The organism is Thermodesulfobacteriota bacterium (genome assembly GCA_025062045.1).
In the GTDB taxonomy this organism is placed as follows: domain Bacteria; phylum Desulfobacterota; class Syntrophorhabdia; order Syntrophorhabdales; family JANXAF01; genus JANXAF01.
In genome coordinates this window covers 313,011-333,843 of the sequence record JANXAF010000001.1, presented here as the reverse complement: position 1 = coordinate 333,843, position 20,833 = coordinate 313,011, and the positions used below count along the sequence as shown (strand labels likewise).

19 protein-coding genes are annotated in these 20,833 nt (G+C 42.5%); 16 read left to right on the top strand and 3 right to left on the bottom strand.

Annotation, left to right across the window (positions count from 1 at the left end):
• Positions 1-629: hypothetical protein (locus NZ583_01665; GenBank protein ID MCS7280324.1), on the top strand; the 629-nt coding region annotated here is incomplete at its 5' end.
• Positions 630-683: 54 nt separating this feature from the next.
• Here NZ583_01665 and NZ583_01660 read toward each other — a convergent pair.
• Both NZ583_01660 and NZ583_01655 read right to left on the bottom strand, forming a co-directional pair.
• A complete protein-coding gene (locus NZ583_01660) occupies positions 684-1,016 on the bottom strand; it encodes a pyridoxamine 5'-phosphate oxidase family protein (protein MCS7280323.1) in 333 nt (110 codons plus the stop codon).
• Between the two features lie 87 nt (positions 1,017-1,103).
• Complete coding sequence (locus NZ583_01655; GenBank protein MCS7280322.1) at positions 1,104-3,461, bottom strand: ATP-binding protein; 2,358 nt, start codon at positions 3,459-3,461, stop codon at positions 1,104-1,106.
• A 230-nt stretch (positions 3,462-3,691) separates the two neighbouring features.
• On the opposite strand from NZ583_01655, the gene rpsU reads away from it, so the two are divergent.
• From rpsU to groL, 14 genes are all read left to right on the top strand, one after another.
• Entirely contained in the window at positions 3,692-3,901 is a 210-nt protein-coding gene (gene rpsU, locus NZ583_01650; GenBank protein ID MCS7280321.1) for a 30S ribosomal protein S21, read from the top strand.
• A 4-nt stretch (positions 3,902-3,905) separates the two neighbouring features.
• The gene (locus NZ583_01645; GenBank protein MCS7280320.1) at positions 3,906-4,352 is read left to right on the top strand and encodes a GatB/YqeY domain-containing protein; all 447 of its coding nucleotides are present in this window, start codon (positions 3,906-3,908) and stop codon (positions 4,350-4,352) included.
• Positions 4,353-4,376: 24 nt separating this feature from the next.
• Positions 4,377-6,677 (top strand): Smr/MutS family protein, encoded by a 2,301-nt coding sequence (locus NZ583_01640; protein MCS7280319.1) that lies wholly within the window; start codon positions 4,377-4,379, stop codon positions 6,675-6,677.
• Positions 6,674-8,365 (top strand): DNA primase, encoded by a 1,692-nt coding sequence (gene dnaG, locus NZ583_01635; protein ID MCS7280318.1) that lies wholly within the window; start codon positions 6,674-6,676, stop codon positions 8,363-8,365. The genes NZ583_01640 and dnaG overlap by 4 nt, the downstream gene beginning before the upstream one ends.
• A gap of 21 nt (positions 8,366-8,386) precedes the next feature.
• A complete protein-coding gene (gene rpoD, locus NZ583_01630) occupies positions 8,387-9,904 on the top strand; it encodes an RNA polymerase sigma factor RpoD (protein ID MCS7280317.1) in 1,518 nt (505 codons plus the stop codon).
• A 78-nt stretch (positions 9,905-9,982) separates the two neighbouring features.
• A complete protein-coding gene (locus tag NZ583_01625; protein MCS7280316.1) occupies positions 9,983-11,131 on the top strand; it encodes an acyl-CoA dehydrogenase family protein in 1,149 nt (382 codons plus the stop codon).
• Between the two features lie 19 nt (positions 11,132-11,150).
• The gene (locus NZ583_01620) at positions 11,151-11,915 is read left to right on the top strand and encodes an electron transfer flavoprotein subunit beta/FixA family protein (protein ID MCS7280315.1); all 765 of its coding nucleotides are present in this window, start codon (positions 11,151-11,153) and stop codon (positions 11,913-11,915) included.
• A 10-nt stretch (positions 11,916-11,925) separates the two neighbouring features.
• On the top strand, positions 11,926-12,906 hold the full coding sequence (locus tag NZ583_01615; GenBank protein ID MCS7280314.1) for an electron transfer flavoprotein subunit alpha/FixB family protein: 981 nt from the start codon (positions 11,926-11,928) through the stop codon (positions 12,904-12,906).
• Positions 12,907-14,190 carry an FAD-dependent oxidoreductase gene (locus tag NZ583_01610; GenBank protein ID MCS7280313.1) on the top strand — a complete coding sequence of 428 codons (1,284 nt, stop codon included), beginning with the start codon at positions 12,907-12,909 and terminating at the stop codon, positions 14,188-14,190.
• Entirely contained in the window at positions 14,187-14,462 is a 276-nt protein-coding gene (locus NZ583_01605; protein MCS7280312.1) for a 4Fe-4S dicluster domain-containing protein, read from the top strand. The genes NZ583_01610 and NZ583_01605 overlap by 4 nt, the downstream gene beginning before the upstream one ends.
• 73 nt (positions 14,463-14,535) lie before the next feature.
• Positions 14,536-15,354 (top strand): ARMT1-like domain-containing protein, encoded by an 819-nt coding sequence (locus tag NZ583_01600; GenBank protein ID MCS7280311.1) that lies wholly within the window; start codon positions 14,536-14,538, stop codon positions 15,352-15,354.
• A 2-nt stretch (positions 15,355-15,356) separates the two neighbouring features.
• A complete protein-coding gene (locus NZ583_01595) occupies positions 15,357-16,289 on the top strand; it encodes a DnaJ domain-containing protein (GenBank protein MCS7280310.1) in 933 nt (310 codons plus the stop codon).
• Positions 16,290-16,474: 185 nt separating this feature from the next.
• A complete protein-coding gene (groES, locus tag NZ583_01590; GenBank protein ID MCS7280309.1) occupies positions 16,475-16,765 on the top strand; it encodes a co-chaperone GroES in 291 nt (96 codons plus the stop codon).
• Between the two features lie 19 nt (positions 16,766-16,784).
• The gene (gene groL / locus NZ583_01585) at positions 16,785-18,413 is read left to right on the top strand and encodes a chaperonin GroEL (protein ID MCS7280308.1); all 1,629 of its coding nucleotides are present in this window, start codon (positions 16,785-16,787) and stop codon (positions 18,411-18,413) included.
• 42 nt (positions 18,414-18,455) lie between these two features.
• Here groL and NZ583_01580 read toward each other — a convergent pair whose 3' ends face one another.
• Positions 18,456-18,671, bottom strand: a complete 216-nt coding sequence (locus NZ583_01580; protein ID MCS7280307.1) for a dodecin family protein — start codon at positions 18,669-18,671, stop codon at positions 18,456-18,458.
• Between the two features lie 189 nt (positions 18,672-18,860).
• Here NZ583_01580 and NZ583_01575 point away from each other — a divergent pair, with 189 nt between their 5' ends.
• Positions 18,861-20,825: an aldehyde dehydrogenase gene (locus NZ583_01575; protein MCS7280306.1), complete on the top strand. Its 1,965-nt coding sequence runs from the start codon at positions 18,861-18,863 to the stop codon at positions 20,823-20,825.
• Positions 20,826-20,833 lie beyond the last annotated feature (8 nt).

The window sequence follows — 20,833 nt, the reverse complement described above, 5'->3', positions numbered from 1 at the left end:
AGGTAAGAGTCCATATGCCGGATTGCGGGCACAAGCATATAGTCGACATATGGTTTGATGTGGAAAAGACGAAATTCTTCTATTGGTTTATTCCCGAAGGGGAAAAATCGGGAGTTGTCGGAGTAATAGCCGACACACAGGACGAGACGGAGCGGATCCTTGAGGACTTTGTAAATAAGCATCGGATAAAGGTAATAGAGAGGCAAAAAGGAGAGATTGTTCCCATCCCCTCAGTTAGAATGCCTCATAAGGACAAGAAAAAGAAAAGGATTCTTTTTGCCGGTGATTCCTGCGCACAGGTTAAAGCCACAACTGTTGGAGGTCTCGTTTCGGGGCTAAAAGGAGGTATTGCTTGTGCAAGGTCTATTCTTGCGGGTAGACCTGTTGACGAGTTTTTAAAACCGTTAAAAAAAGAGCTTCTCGTCCACGTAATAGCAAGAAGAATACTTCATCTTTTTGAAGATGAAGACTATGACCATCTCATAAGAATTCTTAATCCGAAGTTTATGTCTATTTTGAGATCTCACACAAGGGACGAGCTATCAAAAATAGTGCTGAAACTTTTTGTTGCCCAACCAAAACTTCTCGGCGTTGTAACAAAGGCTATATTGAGAAGGATCTTTCTCTAAGCATGGGAAAAAAATCTCTCCTCTGCAAAAAGCTTAAGCACAGAAACTTTTAACTTAAAGGATTGGGATACTTTTTGGATCTTTTCCTATTGAGAACTCCATTGCCGATGCCTTCTCAAGATAAAATGTAACGAAGGTCTCATCGTCCTTTCCTTTAGGGGATACGGATAGAAGATGGGGAGCTTCTTCGAATACCTGTGCTTTTGCCTCTTCGGATTCATCGAAGATCACTTCTCCTCTTATCCTTATCCACTTTTTAGTATCTTTAGAAAGAGCGCATACCTCAATTTGGGGGTTTTCTTTCAAATCTCTGTAAACTTCCTTTTTTTTGTTTGTACAGAAGTAAAGCTTTTCATTCCTCTTCATAATGAAACCGAACGGTCTCACTCTTGGTCAAAAAGAATAAGTAGTGGCTATGAAGAATACCCGGTTTTCCTTTAGAAAATCGTAAGCTGTCTGCATGGGGTCCTCCATTTATCCGAGATTCCCTTTCTTTAGACTTGACTCTACAACGAAGAGCAGGTTTTCTACGGAGATGGGTTTTTGTACAAGCGGAACATCGAGTGGAACTTCTTTAGTTATGTGATCGTAGGCGTATCCGCTCATAAGAACCACAGGGAGAGAAGGTAGAGTATTCCTTATTGCCTCATAAACCTCCCTGCCTGTCATCCTCGGCATCACTACATCTAAGATAGCCAGGGCAATCTCATCCTTTTGGGCCAAGAATTTTTCCAATGCATCTTTGCCATCTTTAGCTTCAAGTACCCGGTAACCGAAGTCCTCAAGGAGGAGCTTGAGAAAGGACCTTACATTTTCGTCATCCTCGGCAACGAGTATGAGTTCGCCCGAACCCTTTTTCAAGTCTTGCGAAGGTTCTTTTTCGGGTTTTATGGGTTCGATCTTTTCCTGGGACAGCAAAGGAAAGTAAATGGAGAACTGAGTGCCTTCACCTTTTTTACTTTTAACGTCAATAAATCCATTGTTTTGACTCACGATTCCGTAAACTATGGATAAGCCGAGACCGATACCCTTCCCTTTTGGCTTTGTTGTGAAAAAAGGCTCAAATATACGATCGAGAAACTCTTCTTCGATCCCAACCCCAGTATCAGATACCGTAATGACCACATATTGACCCTCTTGGGCAGGCTCACGAAGCTTCCTTAGTCTTTTGTCCAAAGACACAATTTCGGTTTTAATCTTCAGTCTCCCCCCATCCGGCATAGCGTCGATTGCATTGGTAACCAAATTGAGGAGCACTTGGTTAACCTGGGATTCGTCAGCAAGCACGATAGGATCAGTAGATACAAGCTCTATTTCTAAAGTTATATTCGGTGGCGTAAGTCGTTTTACCATCTTTGCAAACTCTAGTATTATTTCATTGACATTCAGAGGTTTAGGCTGGCTAGGTTGTCTTCTACTGAAGGCTAGAAGTCCGCTTGTGAGGTCTTTTCCCCTATTTGCCGCGGACTCTATGGATTCCAAGAACTTTCGTATCTTATCCGGAACCTGAGAGTTTTTGATGAGCGAGCAGTAACCGAGAATGACGGTGAGGAGGTTGTTGAAGTCGTGAGCAACACCTCCCGCGAGCTTACCAATGGCATCGAGCTTTTGGGCTTGGACGAGTTCCTCTTCAAGTCTTTTGAGCTCGGTGACATCCGTTATAGAGAAGAGGAGATCACCCATCTTGGGCATCGGGGTAACTGTGAATATTGCCTTTCTTTTTTCCCCTGTCTTCGTGACGATTCCTATTTCTGTGTCTTGAATCTTTTCTCCTTTCCAGTCGGAGGAATCGACCTTTAGCATAGAGCGGACAACTTCTTTTTTATCCTCTGCTATAAAGTCGATAACATTTCTTCCTACAATTTCCTCCCTTTCGTAACCGGTCATAAAAAGAAAGGCGTTATTGACTTCCTCTATTACCCCATTTGGATCGGTAATTATGAGGGCGGACGGACACGCTTCAAAAACCGTTTCATATCTCATTTTTGACTCTATTAGGGCATCCTGAGCCCTAATCTTTTCTTTTAGCTCCTTTTCCAGTTTTTCATAAGTGATGTTTAGTTCTCGTGTCCTTTCTTGGATGAGGGATTCGAGGTACTTCTGGTGTTTTTCTAGCTCCGCTTTATGCTTTTCCACTATATCTAACATTTCGTTAAATGCATCTGCGAGGAATCCGATCTCATCCCTGTTGTCCAACTTAAAGCGCCGTGTATAATCCCTACTTTGAGTTATTCCCCTTATAAAGTTCACGAATTCCCTTAAAGGTTCGTAAACCGAACCTGTGATTTTGCGAAGGATGGAAGAGGCCAAAATGTATGTAAGGCCCAAGAAGGTAACAAGAACGAAAGCATATGTCCCTATCCTCCGGTAAAAACCTGTAATGTCTGCGGTAAGTAGTAGGTATCCGACGTACTTTTTTTCGTCAGGTCCTAAAATCGCTGTGCAGACCTGTAACTTCCTCATCGGAAAGCGGGCTTTTTCGCATCTGTCGAGTCTTTCAGGAATTTCGAAAGGAGAGTTGCAAGCTTTATAGTACGAAAAGACCCTCTTTGTTTCGTCAAAGAGAATTGCCTGTTCTATTCTATTCATCTCCTTCAAAGAGTTAAGAACCGAATTTGCTATCTCGCGGTTTTCGGTCGCTAATGCGGATGCCAGATTCTTTCCTAACACTTCTGAAATTGAGCTGAGTTGAGAAACGTAGAGGTTTTTAAGTTCAGCTATTTCTAGAAAGAAGGTGACAATCGAGAAAAAAAATAGAGCCAACGTGAGAGAAATAAATCCTATAAGAAAGGTCTTTTTTGAAATCGGTAAGGCTTCAAACCTTTTTCGCATGTTTCGGTCATAATTTTACGTTTCTTTTCTCGTCGAGTCCAGACTAATCTTTTTATCTTAGTCTCAGTTCTTTTGCCGAAAAATTAGAGTTTTCTGGATTTCCGCACAGGATTCTGCGTTTTCGCTAAGGATAAAACTCATAAAGCCTACCATTTGGCAATTTATTGACACTCTCTCTTCTTTTAGGTTTAAATATACCACTTAAACTTAGAACGGAGGGAGGGAAATGTATGCCCGCTGTTATAGTAAAGGAAGGTGAATCCTTAGAAAGCGCCTTGAAAAGATTTAAAAAACAGTGTGAAAAGACAGGGATACTCTCAGAAATCAAAAAACGTGAACATTACGAAAAACCGAGTGTAAGAAGGAAGAAAAAGATTCTAGCTGCAAAAAAGAGGGCGCTTAAAAAGCTTCGCAAGATAATGGAGAAGGGCCTGTATTAAAGTAATGCAGAAAAAAAAGGCAATTGAGGAAGGCCTAAAGCAGGCCCTAAAGAGCCAGGATAAAGTAAAGATCTCCGTTTATAGGATTCTTCTTACCCAAATCAAAAATAAAGAGATCGAAAAGGGAAAAGAGCTAACGGAAGGGGAAATCTATCAGATTGTAAAGAGCCTAATTAAACAGCACGAAGAGTCGATTGAAAGCTTCAAAAAAGGGGAAAGGCAGGATCTGGTAAAAAAAGAGGAAAAGGAACTCGAAATTTTAAAGGAACTTTTGCCCCCACCTCTAACCCATGATGAGATAGAAAGGATTGTGGAAGATACTATCCGGAATGTTGGGGCAAAGGATAAAAAAGACTTAGGCAAGGTTATGAAGCTTATAATGGAAAACTATCCTGGACGAATAGACGGAAAGACCCTAAACGAAATGGTGCTCAAGAGGCTATCTCAATGATAACGGATAGCTTTTGAAGCACTTATGCCAGACAATACATTACACTACCTTGATTACTTAAAGATCCTCCATCTTTTAAAATCATATGCCCAGACCGAGTACGCACCTCCAACCATACTGGAATTGAGACCGACCTACGACATAGCGATTATAAAAGAAAGACACGAAGTCGTAGGAGAAGTTCTAGAAGTTATCAGTAGATACGGCAAGCTTCCCCTTTTTGGAATCCCAGACATAAGGGAAATTGTAAAGAGGGTTTCGATCGGGAACACTTTTTTGGAAGCTAAAGAGTTTCTTTTACTCGAGTCTTTTCTACAGTCAGTTCATGACCTCGCCGTCTTTTTGAGGAAGCTTCCCAAAAGGGGTAGATACTTAACGCGGGTTTTAGAGGGTCTCGATCCGCTTCCGGAACTAAAGAAAAGGATCGCAAAAATTATAAATAAGGAAGGGTACGTGGAGGACAACGCGTCTTTCGAGTTATTGGAGATAAGAAAAGAGCTCCAGGTGAAAAGGTCAAAGATAAAAAGGTATATGGAAAAGCTAATAGAGAGTGATAGGTTCAGAAACTTCCTTCAGGATAATTACATTACAATCAGAAACGGAAGGTACGTAATCCCCATGAAACCCAACTTCAATCAGGCCGTCGAGGGGATCGTCCACGATTACTCTCATACGCTTAAGACTTCATTTGTGGAACCTATCGAATGTGTGGGGCTCAATAACGAGATAAACGTGCTTGAAAAGATGGAGAGGGAGGAAGAGGAAAGGATACTTAAAGAGCTTACATCTCAGGTGAATGACCAGATATTGATTATTAAAAGAAACATTGAGCTTATAAAGGAACTTGACTTTTTTTCGTCTTTGGCTTCCTTTGCCATTGACTTTAGCTGTGTCAGACCAGAGGTCGTAGAATCTGGAGATCTCTACGTAAAAGATGCGGTAAACCCCATTTTACGGAGTTACAAGGGTGATAATGTCGTGCCTATAGACATAATCTTCAAAAAAGATAAAAGCGTCCTCATAATCAGTGGTCCCAATGCAGGAGGAAAAACTGTCGCTTTAAAGACAATCGGACTTCTTCTTCTTATGGCGTATTCTGGTATGTTCGTGCCAGCATCTTATAAGGCTAGAATCCCTCTTTTTAAGAAAATATACGCCCTGATTGGGGACGAGCAAGACCTATCCAAAGACCTAAGTAGCTTCACGTCCCACGTAATAGGTTTAAGAGATATTTACCAGAACGCAGAAGGTGGTGAACTTATTCTCGTCGACGAGATAGGAGGAGGAACAGACCCCCAGGAGGCCTCTGCTCTCTCTATGGCGGTAATCGATGCCTTTGTGGAGAAGGGCTGTAAGATAGTTGTAACCACACACCTTGCCCACCTCAAAGGCTATGGTTTTACAAAAGAATTTGCCGAAAATGTAGCATGCGCCTACGATACGGAAAGAATGGTGCCCTTATACAGGCTCATATATGGAATCTCGGGTACAAGCTGTGCTTTAGATGTGGCGAGATTTGTTGGTCTTCCGGAAAAGATCGTACAAAGGAGCGTTGAGTATCTGGGTAAGCAAGAATACATACTCACAGATCTTATAGAATCTTTAAAAAAAGAAAAAGAAACTCTTGAAAAGGAAAAAGAGGAAATTGCCGCGACAAAGGCAGCCCTCAAAAGAAAGCTCGAATCCGTAAGCGAAAGAAAAAAAGAGATCTTAAAGAAGATAGAGGAGAGATTTAGATCAAAAATAGAAGAATTAGAGACCAAAATCAAAGAGGTAGAGGAAGAGATATCAAAAAAGGAAAGGGCTTCCATTAAGCGGGCTGCGACTTTATTAAAAGCGATAAAAGGAACGTTAAAGGTTGAGAGGGAAGAGAAAGAACTGCTTGAAGATATAAAAGTCGGAGACCTGGTAAGGATTAAAAACATAGGAAGCCAAGGTTACGTATCTAGAATCTTGGATGATGACCTTTATGAGATAGTAATTGGGAATGTGAGGACGAAGATTGATAGAAAAAACTTAATAAAGCTAGATGGGAGAGAGGAAGTCATAAAAGAGGGCGGACCGGAAATAAGAGTAGTTAATGAGAATTTAAACGAGTGGAATCTCAATCTTAGAGGTATGACAGTTGAAGATGCCATAGAATCCCTCGAGCGATTTATGGACCGGGCTATTCTAAACGGGGTAACAAGGGTAAAAATTCTTCACGGAATAGGGACAGGAAAGCTCATGTCAAAGGTCAGGGAATATCTGTCAACATCGAAATATGTAATGGATTTTAAACCTGACGACAAAAATCCCGGTGTGACGGTCGTAAATCTCAAATGAAGTACGGGATCGCTGAGCTTTTAGAAAAGATAGACATAGTCGACATCGTATCTAAGTACGTAAAGCTTAAAAGATCTGGCCGCAATTTTGTTGGACTATGCCCCTTTCACAAGGAGAAGACCCCCTCATTTACAGTGAGTCCAGAAAAACAACTCTTCTACTGTTTTGGATGTCAGACAGGTGGAAATGCAATAAACTTCATGATGAAGGTGGAGAACCTCGATTTTCATGATGCTACTGAAGCCATAGCGAGAGAATACGGAATACCCCTTAAGGACTGGAAAGCGAAAACATCTTCGGTTTACGATGCGCTGGCCGAACTTCTGGTCTTTTATCAGAGGTGCCTGAAAAATAATGAAACTGCTCTCAACTATCTGAAGGAAAGGGGGATAGATCCAGCAACCCAAGAAGAGTTTAAACTTGGCTTTAGCGGAAAAGAGATCGATGAATTTCTTTCGACTTCCAATATCCCAAAAGATGTTTTTCTTTCTACCGGGATCTTTAAAATATCAGAAAAGGGGATTCAGGATATATTTCGGGGAAGGATCATCATCCCCATTTTTGACGTAAATGGAAAAGTGATTGGCTTTGGGGGAAGAAGCATAGATGATAGGCTGCCGAAGTACATAAACTCACCGGAATCGTCTGTTTTTTCCAAAAGGAACGTTCTTTTTGGATTAGACAAGGCAAAAAAGTATATCCTTGAAAAGAACTTGGCGATAATAGTTGAAGGTTATTTCGACGTGATATCGTTATTTAGATGCGGGCTAAAAAATGTTGTTGCTTCTTTGGGAACCGCAATTACTGAAGAGCAAATAAGAAGACTAAAAAATTATACTGAAAACATAACCCTTATGTTAGATCCAGACGATGCTGGGATAAAGAGCGCATTAAGGGCCATGGACATTTTTTCATCCTTGAATGTGAATGGAGAGATGGTGTTACTCCCAGAAGGTGAAGATCCCGATAGCCTTGTGAGGAAAGGAGATTTGGAAGCTTTACAATCTTTGCTAGATAGAAGATTGCCAATCCTTGAGTACTATTTTGAACATCTAAGAAAAACTCGTGGTATGGAGACGACCCAAAAAAAACTGGCTTTCATAAGGGATGTTATGCCCTATATAGAACAGATGAAGGACAATTTGCAAAAGAGGCTCTATGTGAGAAGGGTTTCTGAACTTACGGGCTTAGACGAAAACATCTTTTGGGATGAGCTTAGGCAGAAGATGAAAAAGGATGAGACGGAAACTAATGAGAGTAAAGGTTTGGTGCCTGTAAATAAAACTATCATAGGTATAATCCTTAATGATCCAGATCTTGCGTATTCGTCAGGCCTCAAGGAGGTAGTGGAAAGGATTCCTGACGTTGGAGTTAAGGCTTTGATAGAGAGATTTTTTGAGATAGGGATTAGAAGTTCAAATTTCCATATCAATAGATACTTAAGTGAGATCGGTGACGAGGATCTGCGTATCTCCATAATTTCCGGTGTCTTTGAAACGCAAAAGCTCGAAAGCGATGCCAAAAGGAAATTAATTGAGGATTATGTGAAATACATAAAGCAAAAAAGTGCTAAAGAGAAGTTAAGATCTCTCACGGAAGAGCTGAAATTGGCAGAAAAAGAAAAGGATGAAAAGAGGATCTTTGAGATTCTTGCGGAAAAGAAGAAGGTTTTAACAACCTTCAAGTAGTTAAATTAAAGGGGGGTTAAAATGGACGAGGACCTTAGGGTTTACTTTCCCTACGAGGACTCGCACGAAGATGGCGAGGTTCTAAATTTATTGAGTAAAACCGAAGAACAAGGAGGTATCTTTGAAGAGATAGAGAGTTTCGATCTCGATGAGGCACCCTTCGATTCTTTTGTGGAAGATGGGTTTGAAGGACTTTTGGATGATGCTATTGGAAGTGGATACGAGGACGACATCACGAATCCTGTAAGACATTACATCCGTGAAATGGGAAATCTAAAACTTTTGACGAGGGAAGAGGAATTAAAAGTAGCAAAAGAAATTGAAGAGGCAAAGAGGGAGATGAATAAGGTGCTAATCTCGTACCCAGGAACTGTAAAGGAGTTACTCGACATTCTGCCTAAGCTCAAAAGGACGAGTTCGATCTTACGGGAGATCACATTCGATTCTTTCGAGGAGGAAGGCGAAATTGAAGATGAAGCGGAAAGGGTCATAAACCTTTTAGAGAAATTGAAAAAGGCAAAAGAAAGGCTAGATAGAGCGAAAGACAAAAAAGAAAAGAAAGAACACCTAAAGGAGATTGAAAACATAATAAAAGAGTTGAGTCTTGGCAAAAAGATAACGGAATCGATAATAAAAGAGATGAAGAGCCTTCTTGCGAAAGTGGAAGATATAGAAAGGGAGATGGGGAGTGCGGATGAGGAAAGGAAGAAAGAGCTAAAAAGAGCTCTCAAACATATAGAAAAGGAGGCAGGAATTTCTTCAAAAAAACTTAAAAAATACGTGTCCCGGATTGTGGATGCGGAAAGAAGGTATACCGAGGCCAAAAACGTTCTTGTGAAAGCGAACCTGAGACTCGTTGTGAGCATAGCTAAGAGGTACCTTAACAGAGGCCTCTCATTTCTGGATCTCGTTCAAGAAGGGAATTTAGGCCTTATGAAGGCAGTGGAAGGATTCGAGTACAAAAGGGGCTATAAGTTCAGTACCTATGCGACATGGTGGGTCAGACAGGCAATCACGAGAGCGATCGCTGATCAAGCAAGGACAATAAGGATTCCGGTTCACATGATTGAAACGATAAATAAAATTATAAAGATTTCGAGAGAACTAGTCCAAGAAAATGGGCGTGAACCGAGTCCAGAAGAGATAGCATCCCGTATCGGTCTTCCTCCGGACAAAGTGAGAAAGGTTCTTCGGATAACAAAAGAACCGATTTCCTTAGAAACTCCGATTAACGATGAGGAGGATAGCCATTTAAGCGACTTCATAGAGGACAAAAAAACCCCATCGCCGCAGGACTACGCAATATTGAACGATTTGAGAGAGCAAATAGAAAAAATTCTTGCAACCTTGAGTCCGCGGGAGGAAAAGGTTATAAGAATGAGGTTTGGAATAGGGGAGAAACAGCATTACACACTTGAGGAAGTTGGACAGATTTTCGAAGTGACAAGGGAGAGGATAAGACAGATCGAAGCAAAAGCTCTAAAGAAACTGAAGCATCCAACAAGAGCAAAAAAGATATACCCCTTTCTCGAAGCTTAAAAAGCAGGAGATCTTTTTCTTGACAAATAGAACCCCTTAAAATATTGTATACAAAGTCAAAAAAAGGGGTGTGAAAATATGGACTTCAGGCTCACAGAAGCGCAGGAATTTTTTAGAAAAACGATAAAAGAAACAGTAGATAGAATGATAGTTCCAAAGGCAAAGGAGATAGACGAAAAAGATGAGTTTCCTTGGGATCTTTGGAGAGAGTTTGCGAAGCTAGGATACCTTGGACTTCGTTATCCAGAAGAAATAGGGGGGATGAACGCGGATAAAATCATGTGCATGATATTTTACGAAGAGATAACGAGAGGATCTGTGGGATTTGCCCAGAGTGTCATAATGAACATTCTTATGGGAACCTACTTTATTTATAGGTTCGGGAGTGAGGCCGTAAAGCAGAGATGCCTCTATCCGGCAATGAGGGGTGAAAAGATAGCCACCATATGTTTCACTGAGGACCATTCCGGGTCCGATCTTGCCGCAACGAGAACAAGGGCTATAAAGGATGGAAATGGCTGGAGAATCAAGGGAACGAAGATGTGGATAACCAACGGGCCGATCTGCGATTTCTGCACGGTTTTGGCAACTGTCGACCCGTCTCTTGGTGTGAAAGGGCTCAACTTCTTTCTAGTTGAAAAAGGGATGCCCGGTTTTTCTGCAGGCCAGATAATAGATAAACTCGGTTGTCGAGGAACAGTAACCGGTGAACTGATCTTCGATGATGTATGGGTGCCAGACGAGAATTTTTTAGGTGAGGAACTTGGAAAGGGTATGCAATACATAGGGGAGATACTTGAAGAGGTAAGGCTTATGACAGGTGCGATGGCACTAGGCTTGGCACGTGCCGCCTATGAGGAAGGGCTCGAATACGCAAGAAAGAGGGTTGCCTTCGGTCAGCCCATAGGTAACTATCAGCTCATAAGAGAAAAATTTGCCGAAATGGACGCCCTTATGAATGCGGCAAGGCTTCTAGTCTATTACGGAGCATGGTTATTGGAGAATAAGATGGATGCGAGGATAATTGCGGCTGAGGCAAAAATGTTCGCGACCGAGGTTTGTCTAAAGGTTGTCGACGAAGTGACACGGATTTTTGGGGCAAACGCGTTTGCGCGGGAATATAATCCGCAAAGGTACTTTAGGGATGCGAGATTTTTGCTATACGGCGGGGGTACACACGAGGTGTTGAAGGATTTTATAGGAAGGAGTATAATCGGGAAGCTATAACCGGAGGAGAAAATTGAAGGTGCTCGTTTTTGTTAAACAGATCCTAGACTCGGAAGCGAAGCTCAGTATAAAGGATGATGGCAAATCAATAGACTATGAAGAACGATTCAGTCTTAATTTCTTTGATGAGTTTGCCATCGAAGAGGCCATAAGAATAAAGGAAAAATGGCAGAGTTGCGAGATAGTTGCCGTAAGTTACGGGCCAAAAAAGGCTCAAGAAGTGCTTAGAACCGCCATAGCTATGGGTGGTGATAGAGGGATACTCATAGAGGCGCAAACATACGGAATCGGAGACCCAGGTTATACGGCAAAGATACTTGCTACCTTCGCGAAAAATGAGGGGTTCGACATGATTCTCTGTGGAGAGAGGGCAATGGATGACGAAAATGGGATAATGGGAGTTCTAGTTGCGGAAAGTTTAGATGTCCCTTACGTCGGTTCGGTTGTGAAAATGGAATTCGAAGACGAAAAGACCGTGACTGTTGATTCGGAGATCGATGGTGAGCTTTTAAGCTATAAGGTTGAGTTACCCGCAGTCTTCTCTTTAAGGAAAGGGATAAACGAGCCGAGAGTGCCCGCCATAACGGGTGTCATGAAGGCTATGAGGGCCCAGATTCCATCGATAGAGCCCACATCCCTTATTTCTGCTTCCCCAAGGACTGTAATTTTAGGATACGAACCTCCACCTAAAAGGCCAGCGGTGAAAATCATCGAGGGTAAAACACCGAAAGAAAAGGTCACAAAGCTTGTGGCTCTCTTAAAAGAAGAAGCAAAGGCCTTATAGAGGTGCAAAAATGGTAAATGACGTTTTGGCCTATGTGGAGCTCAAAAATAATAGTGTGAGAAAGGTGTCGTACGAAGTTTTAGAGGTGGGTAATAGACTTAAGGAGTCGTTCGGTTCTAAGCTTTATGCGGCTTTATTAGGTTACGGAGTTGAATCACAAGCCGAAGACCTAAAAGAGTATGTAGATTTTGTAATAGTCGTAGATGATGAGAGACTCAAAGACTTCATATTGCACTCCTACGCGAGTGCGTTATTTTCACTTGTTGAGAAATTTAGGTTTTCTTTCATTTTAGGACCTCACACGGGCTATAGTAGGTTCTTACTCCCAAAAGTTTCATGTATGCTCGACTGGGCGATAGTTGCGGACATAACCGGACTTGAGATGAAGGACGGAAACCTATTTTTCAAAAAGCCTCTCTTTGGAGGAAGGGTTATATCGACTAGTTTTCTTGAAGGCGAAAAAAAAGCAGTCGTAACCGTACGGCCGAACAGTTTTCCGCTCGCCAAGAAAGGTTCAAAAGGAGAGGTTTTGAAGGAGGAAGTGGTCATAAAAGAGAACCCTAAAATTAAGTTCTTGAGATCGGAAAAGAAAGAGGAAAAGAAAGTGGCTTTGGAGGAAGCAGACTTTGTAATCTGCGGCGGAAGAGGGATGAGATCTCCTGAGAACTTTAAAATACTCGAAGAGATAGCGGAAATAATGGGTGGAAGGGTTGGGGCCTCAAGATCCGTTGTGGACGCAAAGTGGAGAAGTTACGAAGAGCAGATCGGAAAGAGTGGAAAGACGGTATCCCCCCTCCTATACATAGCATGTGGCATCTCCGGAGCAATTCATCACACAATGGGAATAGACTCTTCAAAGACGATCGTTGCGATAAATTCGGATCCCAATGCTCCCATCTTCAATATCGCTGACTACGGGATAATCGATGATCTTTTCGAAATTCTACCTCTCCTTAAGGAAGAATTGAAAAAGGCAAAAGAAGAGATCTAGATGGAAAGGCTGGATGTGATAATTGTGGGTGGAGGCCTTGCTGGACTTTCTTGCGCCTACGGGTTAAAGGATAGTGGGTTGAGCGTTCTCGTATTAGAACGGGGCGAATTCCCTGGCACAAAAAATATGACTGGGGGTAGGTTATATCTTAATCCGGTCTATCCATATATGGATGGTATGTTCGATGATTCGGTTTTGGAAAGGAAAATTGTGAGGGAAAGATGGACGCTTCTTGCAAAAAATAGTTCCTTAACCTTTGACTTCACATCTGAAAAACTAAGATACGAAAACCACAGCTACACGGTACTTAGAGGAAGGCTTGACAAGCACATAGCGGAAAAACTTTTGGCTCAAGGGGTCCTTGTGGTGCCAAAGTACAGAGTTGACGGTTTAATTATGACTGATGGAAAGGTAGATGGTGTTACAGTTGGTGACGAGAGGCTCTACGCCAATGTCGTTGTGATTGCAGAGGGTGCTCTCTCTATTCTTACGAGAAGACTCGGACTGAAAGAGGAGCTTAAAGCTAACGACTATGCCGTGGGAATAAAAGAGGTGATCGGGCTTTCCGCAAACACGATAAATGAGAGGTTTAACGTTGGAGAACGGGAAGGCGTTGCCCACCTTTTCATAGGAGATGTTACAGAAGGGATATTCGGTGGTGGTTTCCTCTACACAAACATAGATACAGTCTCTTTAGGGATTGTCGTCAAAATAAGCTCTGTCATAAACGCCTACCCCAAAATAAAAACGTACGAGCTTTTGGAAAGATTTAAGGAGAGGTTTGAGATAAAAACCCTCATCCGTGAAGGAGAGACTCTGGAATACTCAGCCCACTTAATCCCAGAGGCAGGTTTTAGAGGTTGCGCAAAGCTCTATGGGAATGGCGTCCTTATCGTTGGAGATGCGGCTGGGTTGGCGCTCAATATGGGCTTTACGGTCCGTGGTATGGACTTTGCGATAGTTTCAGGGATACTCGCCGCAGAAACCATAAAAGAGGCTTATGACAAAGGCGACTTTTCCGAAAGCGTCCTCAAAGGATACGCGGATAAGTTAAAGGAGAGCTTTGTCCTCAAAGATCTCAATACATTCCGTCATATGCCGGATTTTTTGGATAACGATGATATTTTCGCGCATTATCCAGAAAAGTTTCCAGCGATCTTAGAAAAGCTCACCTATTTTGGTTGTGGACCAAAAGGGAAAACATGGGATATTCTCTGGCCTTTTATTAAGGAGATGGTAAGCCTAAGGACAATAAAGGTTTTACTTTCTGCGAAAAAGATATGAAGGTCGAGGAAAAACTTGCCAAAAACATAGTAAAAATTGACAGAGAAAGCCACATTGAAATAAAGGGCGAAATTTGTAGTAACTGTGAAAAAAAATACTGTCTAATCGTTTGTCCCGGAAATCTTTACAAGTATAACGAGGAGACCAATGAAGTAACCGTTGAGCACTCCGGATGTTTAGAATGCGGGACATGCATGATCGCCTGTGTAAAAGGTGCTATTCTTTGGCGTTATCCTCGCGGAGAATATGGTGTTCAGTATAGGTACGGTTAAGGGATCTTAGGTCGTGTTTACTTCCGTTTTACGTTGAAACGGCGAAGGATCGTTCTTATCTTTTAATTGGAAGATGAAGGTTGGAGATTCTTGCTTTCCCTGTATACTTGGGCTTGCAAGAAGGACTCTAGAGCTAATTGGAGTTGATGGTTCGGATATTGAAGAGTTTGAGGACCTAATAAGAAGAGAATGGGGAAGTGAAAGGACACCCCCAAGCATAGCAAATCTGGTATTGCATGCAATAAGTGCGAAGTACGGTGTTGAAGACCCCTACGCGTCAATAAAACTTAGAGAAATCGAACTTGCAAAAGATGTATCATCGCGTCTTAAAAGCAGACTTTCCCATGATCTTTTTTGGGTTTTGAAATTTTCAGCTTTAGGAAATTCTTCAGACTTTTTTATTGAGCCGGAATACAACTGGGAGGAAATGGATTTTTTTGCGGACATGGACAGAATAGAAAATGAGCTTGTAAAAAGGAAAGACGTTTTAATGCTCGGTGATAACGTTTCGGACTTTTTCTTTGACCTTCCACTTATTGACTTATTAGAAAAGATGGGAAAGACTGTTTACTACGTCGTAAGAGAAAGACCTGTCCAAAACGATCTATCTATGCGGGATGTGGAAAGATACGGGTTATATGAGTTCTTCAATCGGTTTTTATCCACAGATACAGGGGAAGTTGGGCTAAAAGAAAGCGACCTCAAAGGTCAGCTTAAGGATCTGTTTGAGGGAGAAACCTTTGTAATATCTAAGGGAATGGGAAACTACGAGACACTTACGGAATTTTCGAGAAGACCCGTACTATATATCATGAAGATTAAATGCCGTGAAGTTATGAGATCTACCGGCTATCCGATGGGCAAGTACGTTGCCATATACAGGGAAGGTTAGTTATGCCAGCAAAAAAAGATTACTACGAAATATTGGGGGTTCCGAGGAACGCAACCGATGAGGAGATAAAGAAGGCTTATAGAAGACTTGCACTTAAATACCATCCCGACAGGAACCCTGGAGACAAAGAGGCTGAGGAAAAATTTAAGGAGATAAATGAGGCTTACGCGGTACTTAGTGACAAGGAGAAGAGAAAACATTACGACACGTATGGAATGACCGATTTTCATAAGTATTACACAGAAGAGGACATCTTTCGCGGTTTTAACATCGGTGATCTCTTTAGAGATCTGGGCTTTGGAAGTACAGATATCTTCAGCATAATATTTGGAAGAGAGCCTGGAAGAGCACAAACTAAAAGAAGGTTCTTCGATTTCAACTTTGGGGACTTCGTAACACGGGAACAGAAATCTGAAGGAAGGCTGGATATCCACTACGAGCTTGAAATCCCATTCATGGACGCGGTAAAAGGTGCCGAAAAAAGAATCTCTTTTGTGAGAAATGGAAGGCTTGAAGAGGTGAATGTGAAGATTCCGATTGGGGTTTCCACAGGTACCAAGCTGCGACTTCCCGGAAAGGGAAATCGGGATCCAATAACAGGAGAGGTTGGTGACCTTTACTTAACAATAAAAGTCGGAGAACATCCGGTATTCAGAAGGGAAGGGTATGATATATACGTGACAAAGAACATAAAGCTCACCGATGCACTTTTAGGTGGTGAGGTTGAGGTACCGAGCATCTCGGGGCCAAAAAAGGTAAAGATTCCTCCGGGGATTGCTAGCCACTCAAAGATGAGACTTAAAGGGCTTGGTATTTCTGACCCGAAAAGGAATATAAACGGTGATCAGTACGTGGAAGTGATAGTCGAAATTCCCAAAAAACTCACAGAAAGGCAAAGGAGATTAATCGAAGAGTTAAGAAAAGAGGGCCTGTAAATTTGGTATATACTCAACATATACAAAGCCTAAAAGGCGCCTTCTTCGTACTGGAATTAAAAGCTTCTTAAATTTTTCTGGAAACCGGATCTCTCCCCTTGACAAAGATTTAGGTCGTTATTATATTTCAGTTAGCAATTTTTAAGGGCGATTGCTAATAAAAATCAAGAAAGGAGAGTGATATGATGAAGGTTAGGCCATTGCACGACAGAGTTCTTGTGATAAGGATTCAGGAGGAGGAAAAGACAAAGGGCGGAATTATAATTCCAGATTCAGCTAAGGAGAAACCACAAGAGGGAAAAGTGGTTGCTGTTGGAGATGGAAAATACCTCGATAACGGAACTAAGATACCTTTGAGCGTAAAAGTGGGAGATAGGGTACTTTTCGGCAAATATGCAGGGACTGAAATCAAAATCGAAGGAGAAGAACATCTGATTTTAAGAGAAGATGACATTTTAGCAATTGTAGAAGATTAAAGAGAAGGAGGGAGATCCTATGGCTGCAAAAGAGATAAAGTATAATCAGAGTGCAAGAGAAGCAATACTTAGAGGAGTAAACGCCCTTGCTGATGCCGTAAAAGTCACCTTGGGTCCAAAAGGAAGAAACGTCATCATTGAGAAGTCCTTCGGTTCACCCACAGTGACAAAAGATGGAGTGACTGTGGCAAAGGAAATTGAACTTGAAGACAAATTCGAGAACATGGGCGCTCAGATGGTCAAAGAGGTTGCAAGTAAGACTAGTGATGTGGCAGGAGACGGTACAACAACCGCAACTGTGCTCGCACAGGCGATTTATAGAGAGGGTGCAAAACTCGTTGCTGCTGGGCACAACCCAATGGAGCTCAAAAGGGGAATAGACAAAGCGGTTGAGGTCGTTGTGGAAGAACTCAAAAGAATGTCTAAGCCAACAAAGGATGAGAAGGAGATAGCTCAGGTTGGAACCATATCGGCCAATAACGATCCTGAGATTGGTCGGATAATAGCGGAAGCGATGAGCAAGGTCGGAAAGGAGGGAGTTATAACTGTAGAAGAGGCTAAAAGCATGGAGACAACCCTCGAGATCGTAGAGGGTATGCAGTTTGACAAAGGTTATATCTCTCCTTACTTCATAACCAACCCTGAAAAGATGGAGGCCGTATTAGAGGAACCGCTCATACTCATTCACGAAAAGAAAATCAGCAATATGAAAGATCTTCTTCCAATCCTCGAGCAGGTTGCCAAAATGGGAAGATCGCTTTTGATTATCGCAGAGGATGTGGAAGGGGAAGCTTTGGCAACACTCGTTGTGAATAAGCTAAGAGGTACTTTAAAGGTTGCGGCTGTGAAAGCTCCTGGCTTTGGAGACAGAAGGAAGGCTATGCTTGAGGATATAGCGATTCTTACGGGCGGACAGGTTATCTCTGAGGAACTAGGAATAAAACTCGAAAACGTAACAATTAAGGACCTTGGATCTGCAAAGAGAGTTGTAATTGACAAGGATAACACCACAATCGTCGATGGTGCCGGTGACAAGAAAGCAATAGAAGCCAGGGTAAAACAGATAAGGACCCAGATAGAGGAAACCACGTCTGATTATGACAGGGAAAAGCTACAAGAGAGGCTTGCAAAACTTGTCGGGGGGGTTGCAGTGATCAACGTGGGAGCCGCTACGGAGACTGAAATGAAGGAGAAGAAAGCCCGTGTCGAAGACGCCCTCAATGCGACCAAGGCTGCTGTTGAGGAAGGAATTATACCGGGTGGTGGGGTGGCTTACATAAGATGCATAAAGAAACTTGAGGAACTAAAACTAGAGGGTGAACAGCAGTTCGGCGTTCAAATAGTGAAGAAGGCCCTTGAGGAACCGCTAAGATGGATAGCACAGAACGCTGGATACGACGGTTCTATTGTTGTTGAAAAGGTTAAACAAGCATCCGGTAACTTTGGTTTCGACGCTCAAAGAGAGATCTATGTGGACGACATGATGGAGGCTGGTATAATAGACCCGACGAAAGTGGCGAGAATTGCTCTCCAGAATGCGGCTTCGGTTGCTTCGCTCCTTCTTACAACGGATGCCATGGTTGCCGAAAAGCCGAAAGAGAAGGAAAAATTCCCTCATCCTCCAGGCGGAATGGGGGACATGTACTAAGATAAAAGGGGAAGGGAAATCCCTTCCCCTTTTTAATTTAGATTAAAGCTCTGGATGGTACTTGAATGAAAGATTAAGCCTTACTCTATAAAGCTTTACCTTTCCGTCCTCGATAGTGACATCCTGCCTTACGACCTCGGCAATTCTTAGATCCTCAAGAGTTCTGGAGGCCATTTCAACAGCGTTTTTGGCCGCATCTTCCCAAGAAACGGTACTTGTTCCGACAACTTCAATTATTTTGTAGACACTGTTGCTCATGAAACCCTCCCTTGCCTTTTACCTAAATTCTATCAGTAATGTTGGAAGTGTCAAGAAAAAAGTTTGAAAATAAATGACTTGCGAGCTTGTGAATTATTTCATTTTTTCTCTTGACTCAAGACAGATTGTGTGCTAGAGATTTAGAATGTTACCTAATTCATAAAGATTAACCCTAAAAGGAGATTCGAGATGAGGTACGCGGAAACCGGTTATATCCTTGAGATAGATCTTTCCACTGGAAACATTGAGAAAGTTCAGACTGACCCAGAGACAACGCAAGTGTATCTAGGGGGTTTAGGCACAAACGCTAAGATCTTTTGGGATAGGATTTCACCGGATGTCGAACCCTTTTCCCCGGAAAACCTTCTCATATTTAGCGCGGGACTCCTTGTCGGTACTCCGGCTCCCGCTGCAAATAGAACAATCATAACCTCAATTTCTCCTCAAAACTCTCTTTTCGGTTTTTCCATAATGGGAGGTTACTGGGCTCCGGAGCTCAAATTCGCTGGATACGACAAGATAGTTGTAAAAGGAAAAGCCCCGGACTGGGTCTACATATGGATAAACAACGACAAAGTCGAAATAAGAGATGCCAGACACCTCCAAGGAAAGAGCACCTATGAGACTGCGGAAACAATAAGAGAGGAGCTTGGCGAACCCAGGGCTCAGATCGTTTCAATAGGCCTAGCCGGCGAAAACAGGGTTTACTTCGCATCCATTGAAACCCACAGAGGAAGCGCTAGTAGACTCGGTCTCGGAGCGATAATGGGTGACAAAAAACTAAAGGCAGTGGCTGTTAGGGGAACAAAGGACATAAATGTGGCAAAACCTTTAGAGTTCATAAATGAATGTAATAAAGTACTAGAGTACATACAGTACAGGCTGAACAATCCGATACCTGGTGTACCTCCAATACTGGCTTACATCGGTTCACCCCAGGAGATGGCTCTCCACGATGAGGAATGGCACCTCGATAGCTTCGCCTGGGGTCATGCGAGGTACAGGAGAAAAGGGTTCTGGAATAAGGATATAGAAAAAAGATGGGCAGAAACGATGGAAAGTGTGAGAAAGAGGCTGATTAGCTGTTACAATTGCCCTGTAAGGTGCGCCGGAATAATAGAGGTTCCAGGATATCCAACCTATATACTTAAATGCTTTACAAAGCTGACTTACGTTATGGCGGCCGAAGTCGACGATCTTGACTTTGGCTTCCAGATACTATCTCGGGCGCAGCATTACGGTGTTGACGGCTTTACTGCACCTCAGGTCATGGCATTTGCCATAGAACTTTACGAGAATGGAATACTTACAGAAAGTGAGATGGAAGGTTTTCCAAAGGATAAAAAGGAAAGGTTTTTCTGGCTTTTGGAAAGAATAGTGAGAAGAGAAGGTATAGGAGACGTTTTAGCGGACGGAGTCTACTGGGCTGCAAGAAAGATTGGGCGAGGGGCGGAAGCCTTTGACCATAACACGATAAAGAAACACGAGCAGGTACCGATAAAACTGGGAATGCTAAACCCGATTTATTACATAATGTGGTCTACAGGGGAAAAGGCAAATATAACGCAAATAGAAGGACAGATACCACAGGCGCCTCTACCGAGGGAGTGGAGAGAGGAGTTTGTAAAGGACTGGATACAGATACCAACGGGAAAAGAGGAAAGGTTTAAGCAGTTCATATTGGAGTGGGGCGAAGAGGGAAAGACTTTTCCGTTCTGGCCTCCCCCTGACCTTGTGTGTGAGCTTGTGGAATGGCAGGAGACTATGCATTACATAGATGATTCATTAGGGCTTTGTGCTGGTGTATCATCATTCCCGATAAAGCCTCCGTATCACATTCACAATCTTCCTTTATTTGTGTCATACGGTGCGGGATTCGAGGTTGATGAAGATGAACTCTGGAAGATTGCTACACGGGTCAGAAACTTGGTGAGGGCTAACAATATAAGGAGGGGCCTTAGAAGAGAGGATGAAAAACCTCCAGAGGATCACTGGAAAAAAAGGTTCCCCGAATATGAGAAGAAGCTTATGGATGAGTACTACAAATACAGAGGATGGAATTCCCAAGGGATACCAACAAAGGAGACACTTAAAAAGCTAGGACTTGATTATGTCTATGAAGACTTTGTAAAACGGGGAATACTGAGCGAATAGAGGGGTTG

Excerpts from the sequence above, each read along its gene's own strand:
- NZ583_01655 (MCS7280322.1), bottom strand. The coding sequence starts at position 3,461 with ATGCGAAAAAGGTTTGAAGCCTTACCGATTTCAAAAAAGACCTTTCTT.
- rpsU (MCS7280321.1), top strand. The coding sequence starts at position 3,692 with ATGCCCGCTGTTATAGTAAAGGAAGGTGAATCCTTAGAAAGCGCCTTG.
- NZ583_01645 (MCS7280320.1), top strand. The coding sequence starts at position 3,906 with ATGCAGAAAAAAAAGGCAATTGAGGAAGGCCTAAAGCAGGCCCTAAAG.
- NZ583_01640 (MCS7280319.1), top strand. The coding sequence starts at position 4,377 with ATGCCAGACAATACATTACACTACCTTGATTACTTAAAGATCCTCCAT.
- dnaG (MCS7280318.1), top strand. The coding sequence starts at position 6,674 with ATGAAGTACGGGATCGCTGAGCTTTTAGAAAAGATAGACATAGTCGAC.
- rpoD (MCS7280317.1), top strand. The coding sequence starts at position 8,387 with ATGGACGAGGACCTTAGGGTTTACTTTCCCTACGAGGACTCGCACGAA.
- NZ583_01625 (MCS7280316.1), top strand. The coding sequence starts at position 9,983 with ATGGACTTCAGGCTCACAGAAGCGCAGGAATTTTTTAGAAAAACGATA.
- NZ583_01615 (MCS7280314.1), top strand. The coding sequence starts at position 11,926 with ATGGTAAATGACGTTTTGGCCTATGTGGAGCTCAAAAATAATAGTGTG.
- NZ583_01610 (MCS7280313.1), top strand. The coding sequence starts at position 12,907 with ATGGAAAGGCTGGATGTGATAATTGTGGGTGGAGGCCTTGCTGGACTT.
- NZ583_01605 (MCS7280312.1), top strand. The coding sequence starts at position 14,187 with ATGAAGGTCGAGGAAAAACTTGCCAAAAACATAGTAAAAATTGACAGA.
- NZ583_01600 (MCS7280311.1), top strand. The coding sequence starts at position 14,536 with ATGAAGGTTGGAGATTCTTGCTTTCCCTGTATACTTGGGCTTGCAAGA.
- NZ583_01595 (MCS7280310.1), top strand. The coding sequence starts at position 15,357 with ATGCCAGCAAAAAAAGATTACTACGAAATATTGGGGGTTCCGAGGAAC.
- groES (MCS7280309.1), top strand. The coding sequence starts at position 16,475 with ATGAAGGTTAGGCCATTGCACGACAGAGTTCTTGTGATAAGGATTCAG.
- groL (MCS7280308.1), top strand. The coding sequence starts at position 16,785 with ATGGCTGCAAAAGAGATAAAGTATAATCAGAGTGCAAGAGAAGCAATA.
- NZ583_01580 (MCS7280307.1), bottom strand. The coding sequence starts at position 18,671 with ATGAGCAACAGTGTCTACAAAATAATTGAAGTTGTCGGAACAAGTACC.
- NZ583_01575 (MCS7280306.1), top strand. The coding sequence starts at position 18,861 with ATGAGGTACGCGGAAACCGGTTATATCCTTGAGATAGATCTTTCCACT.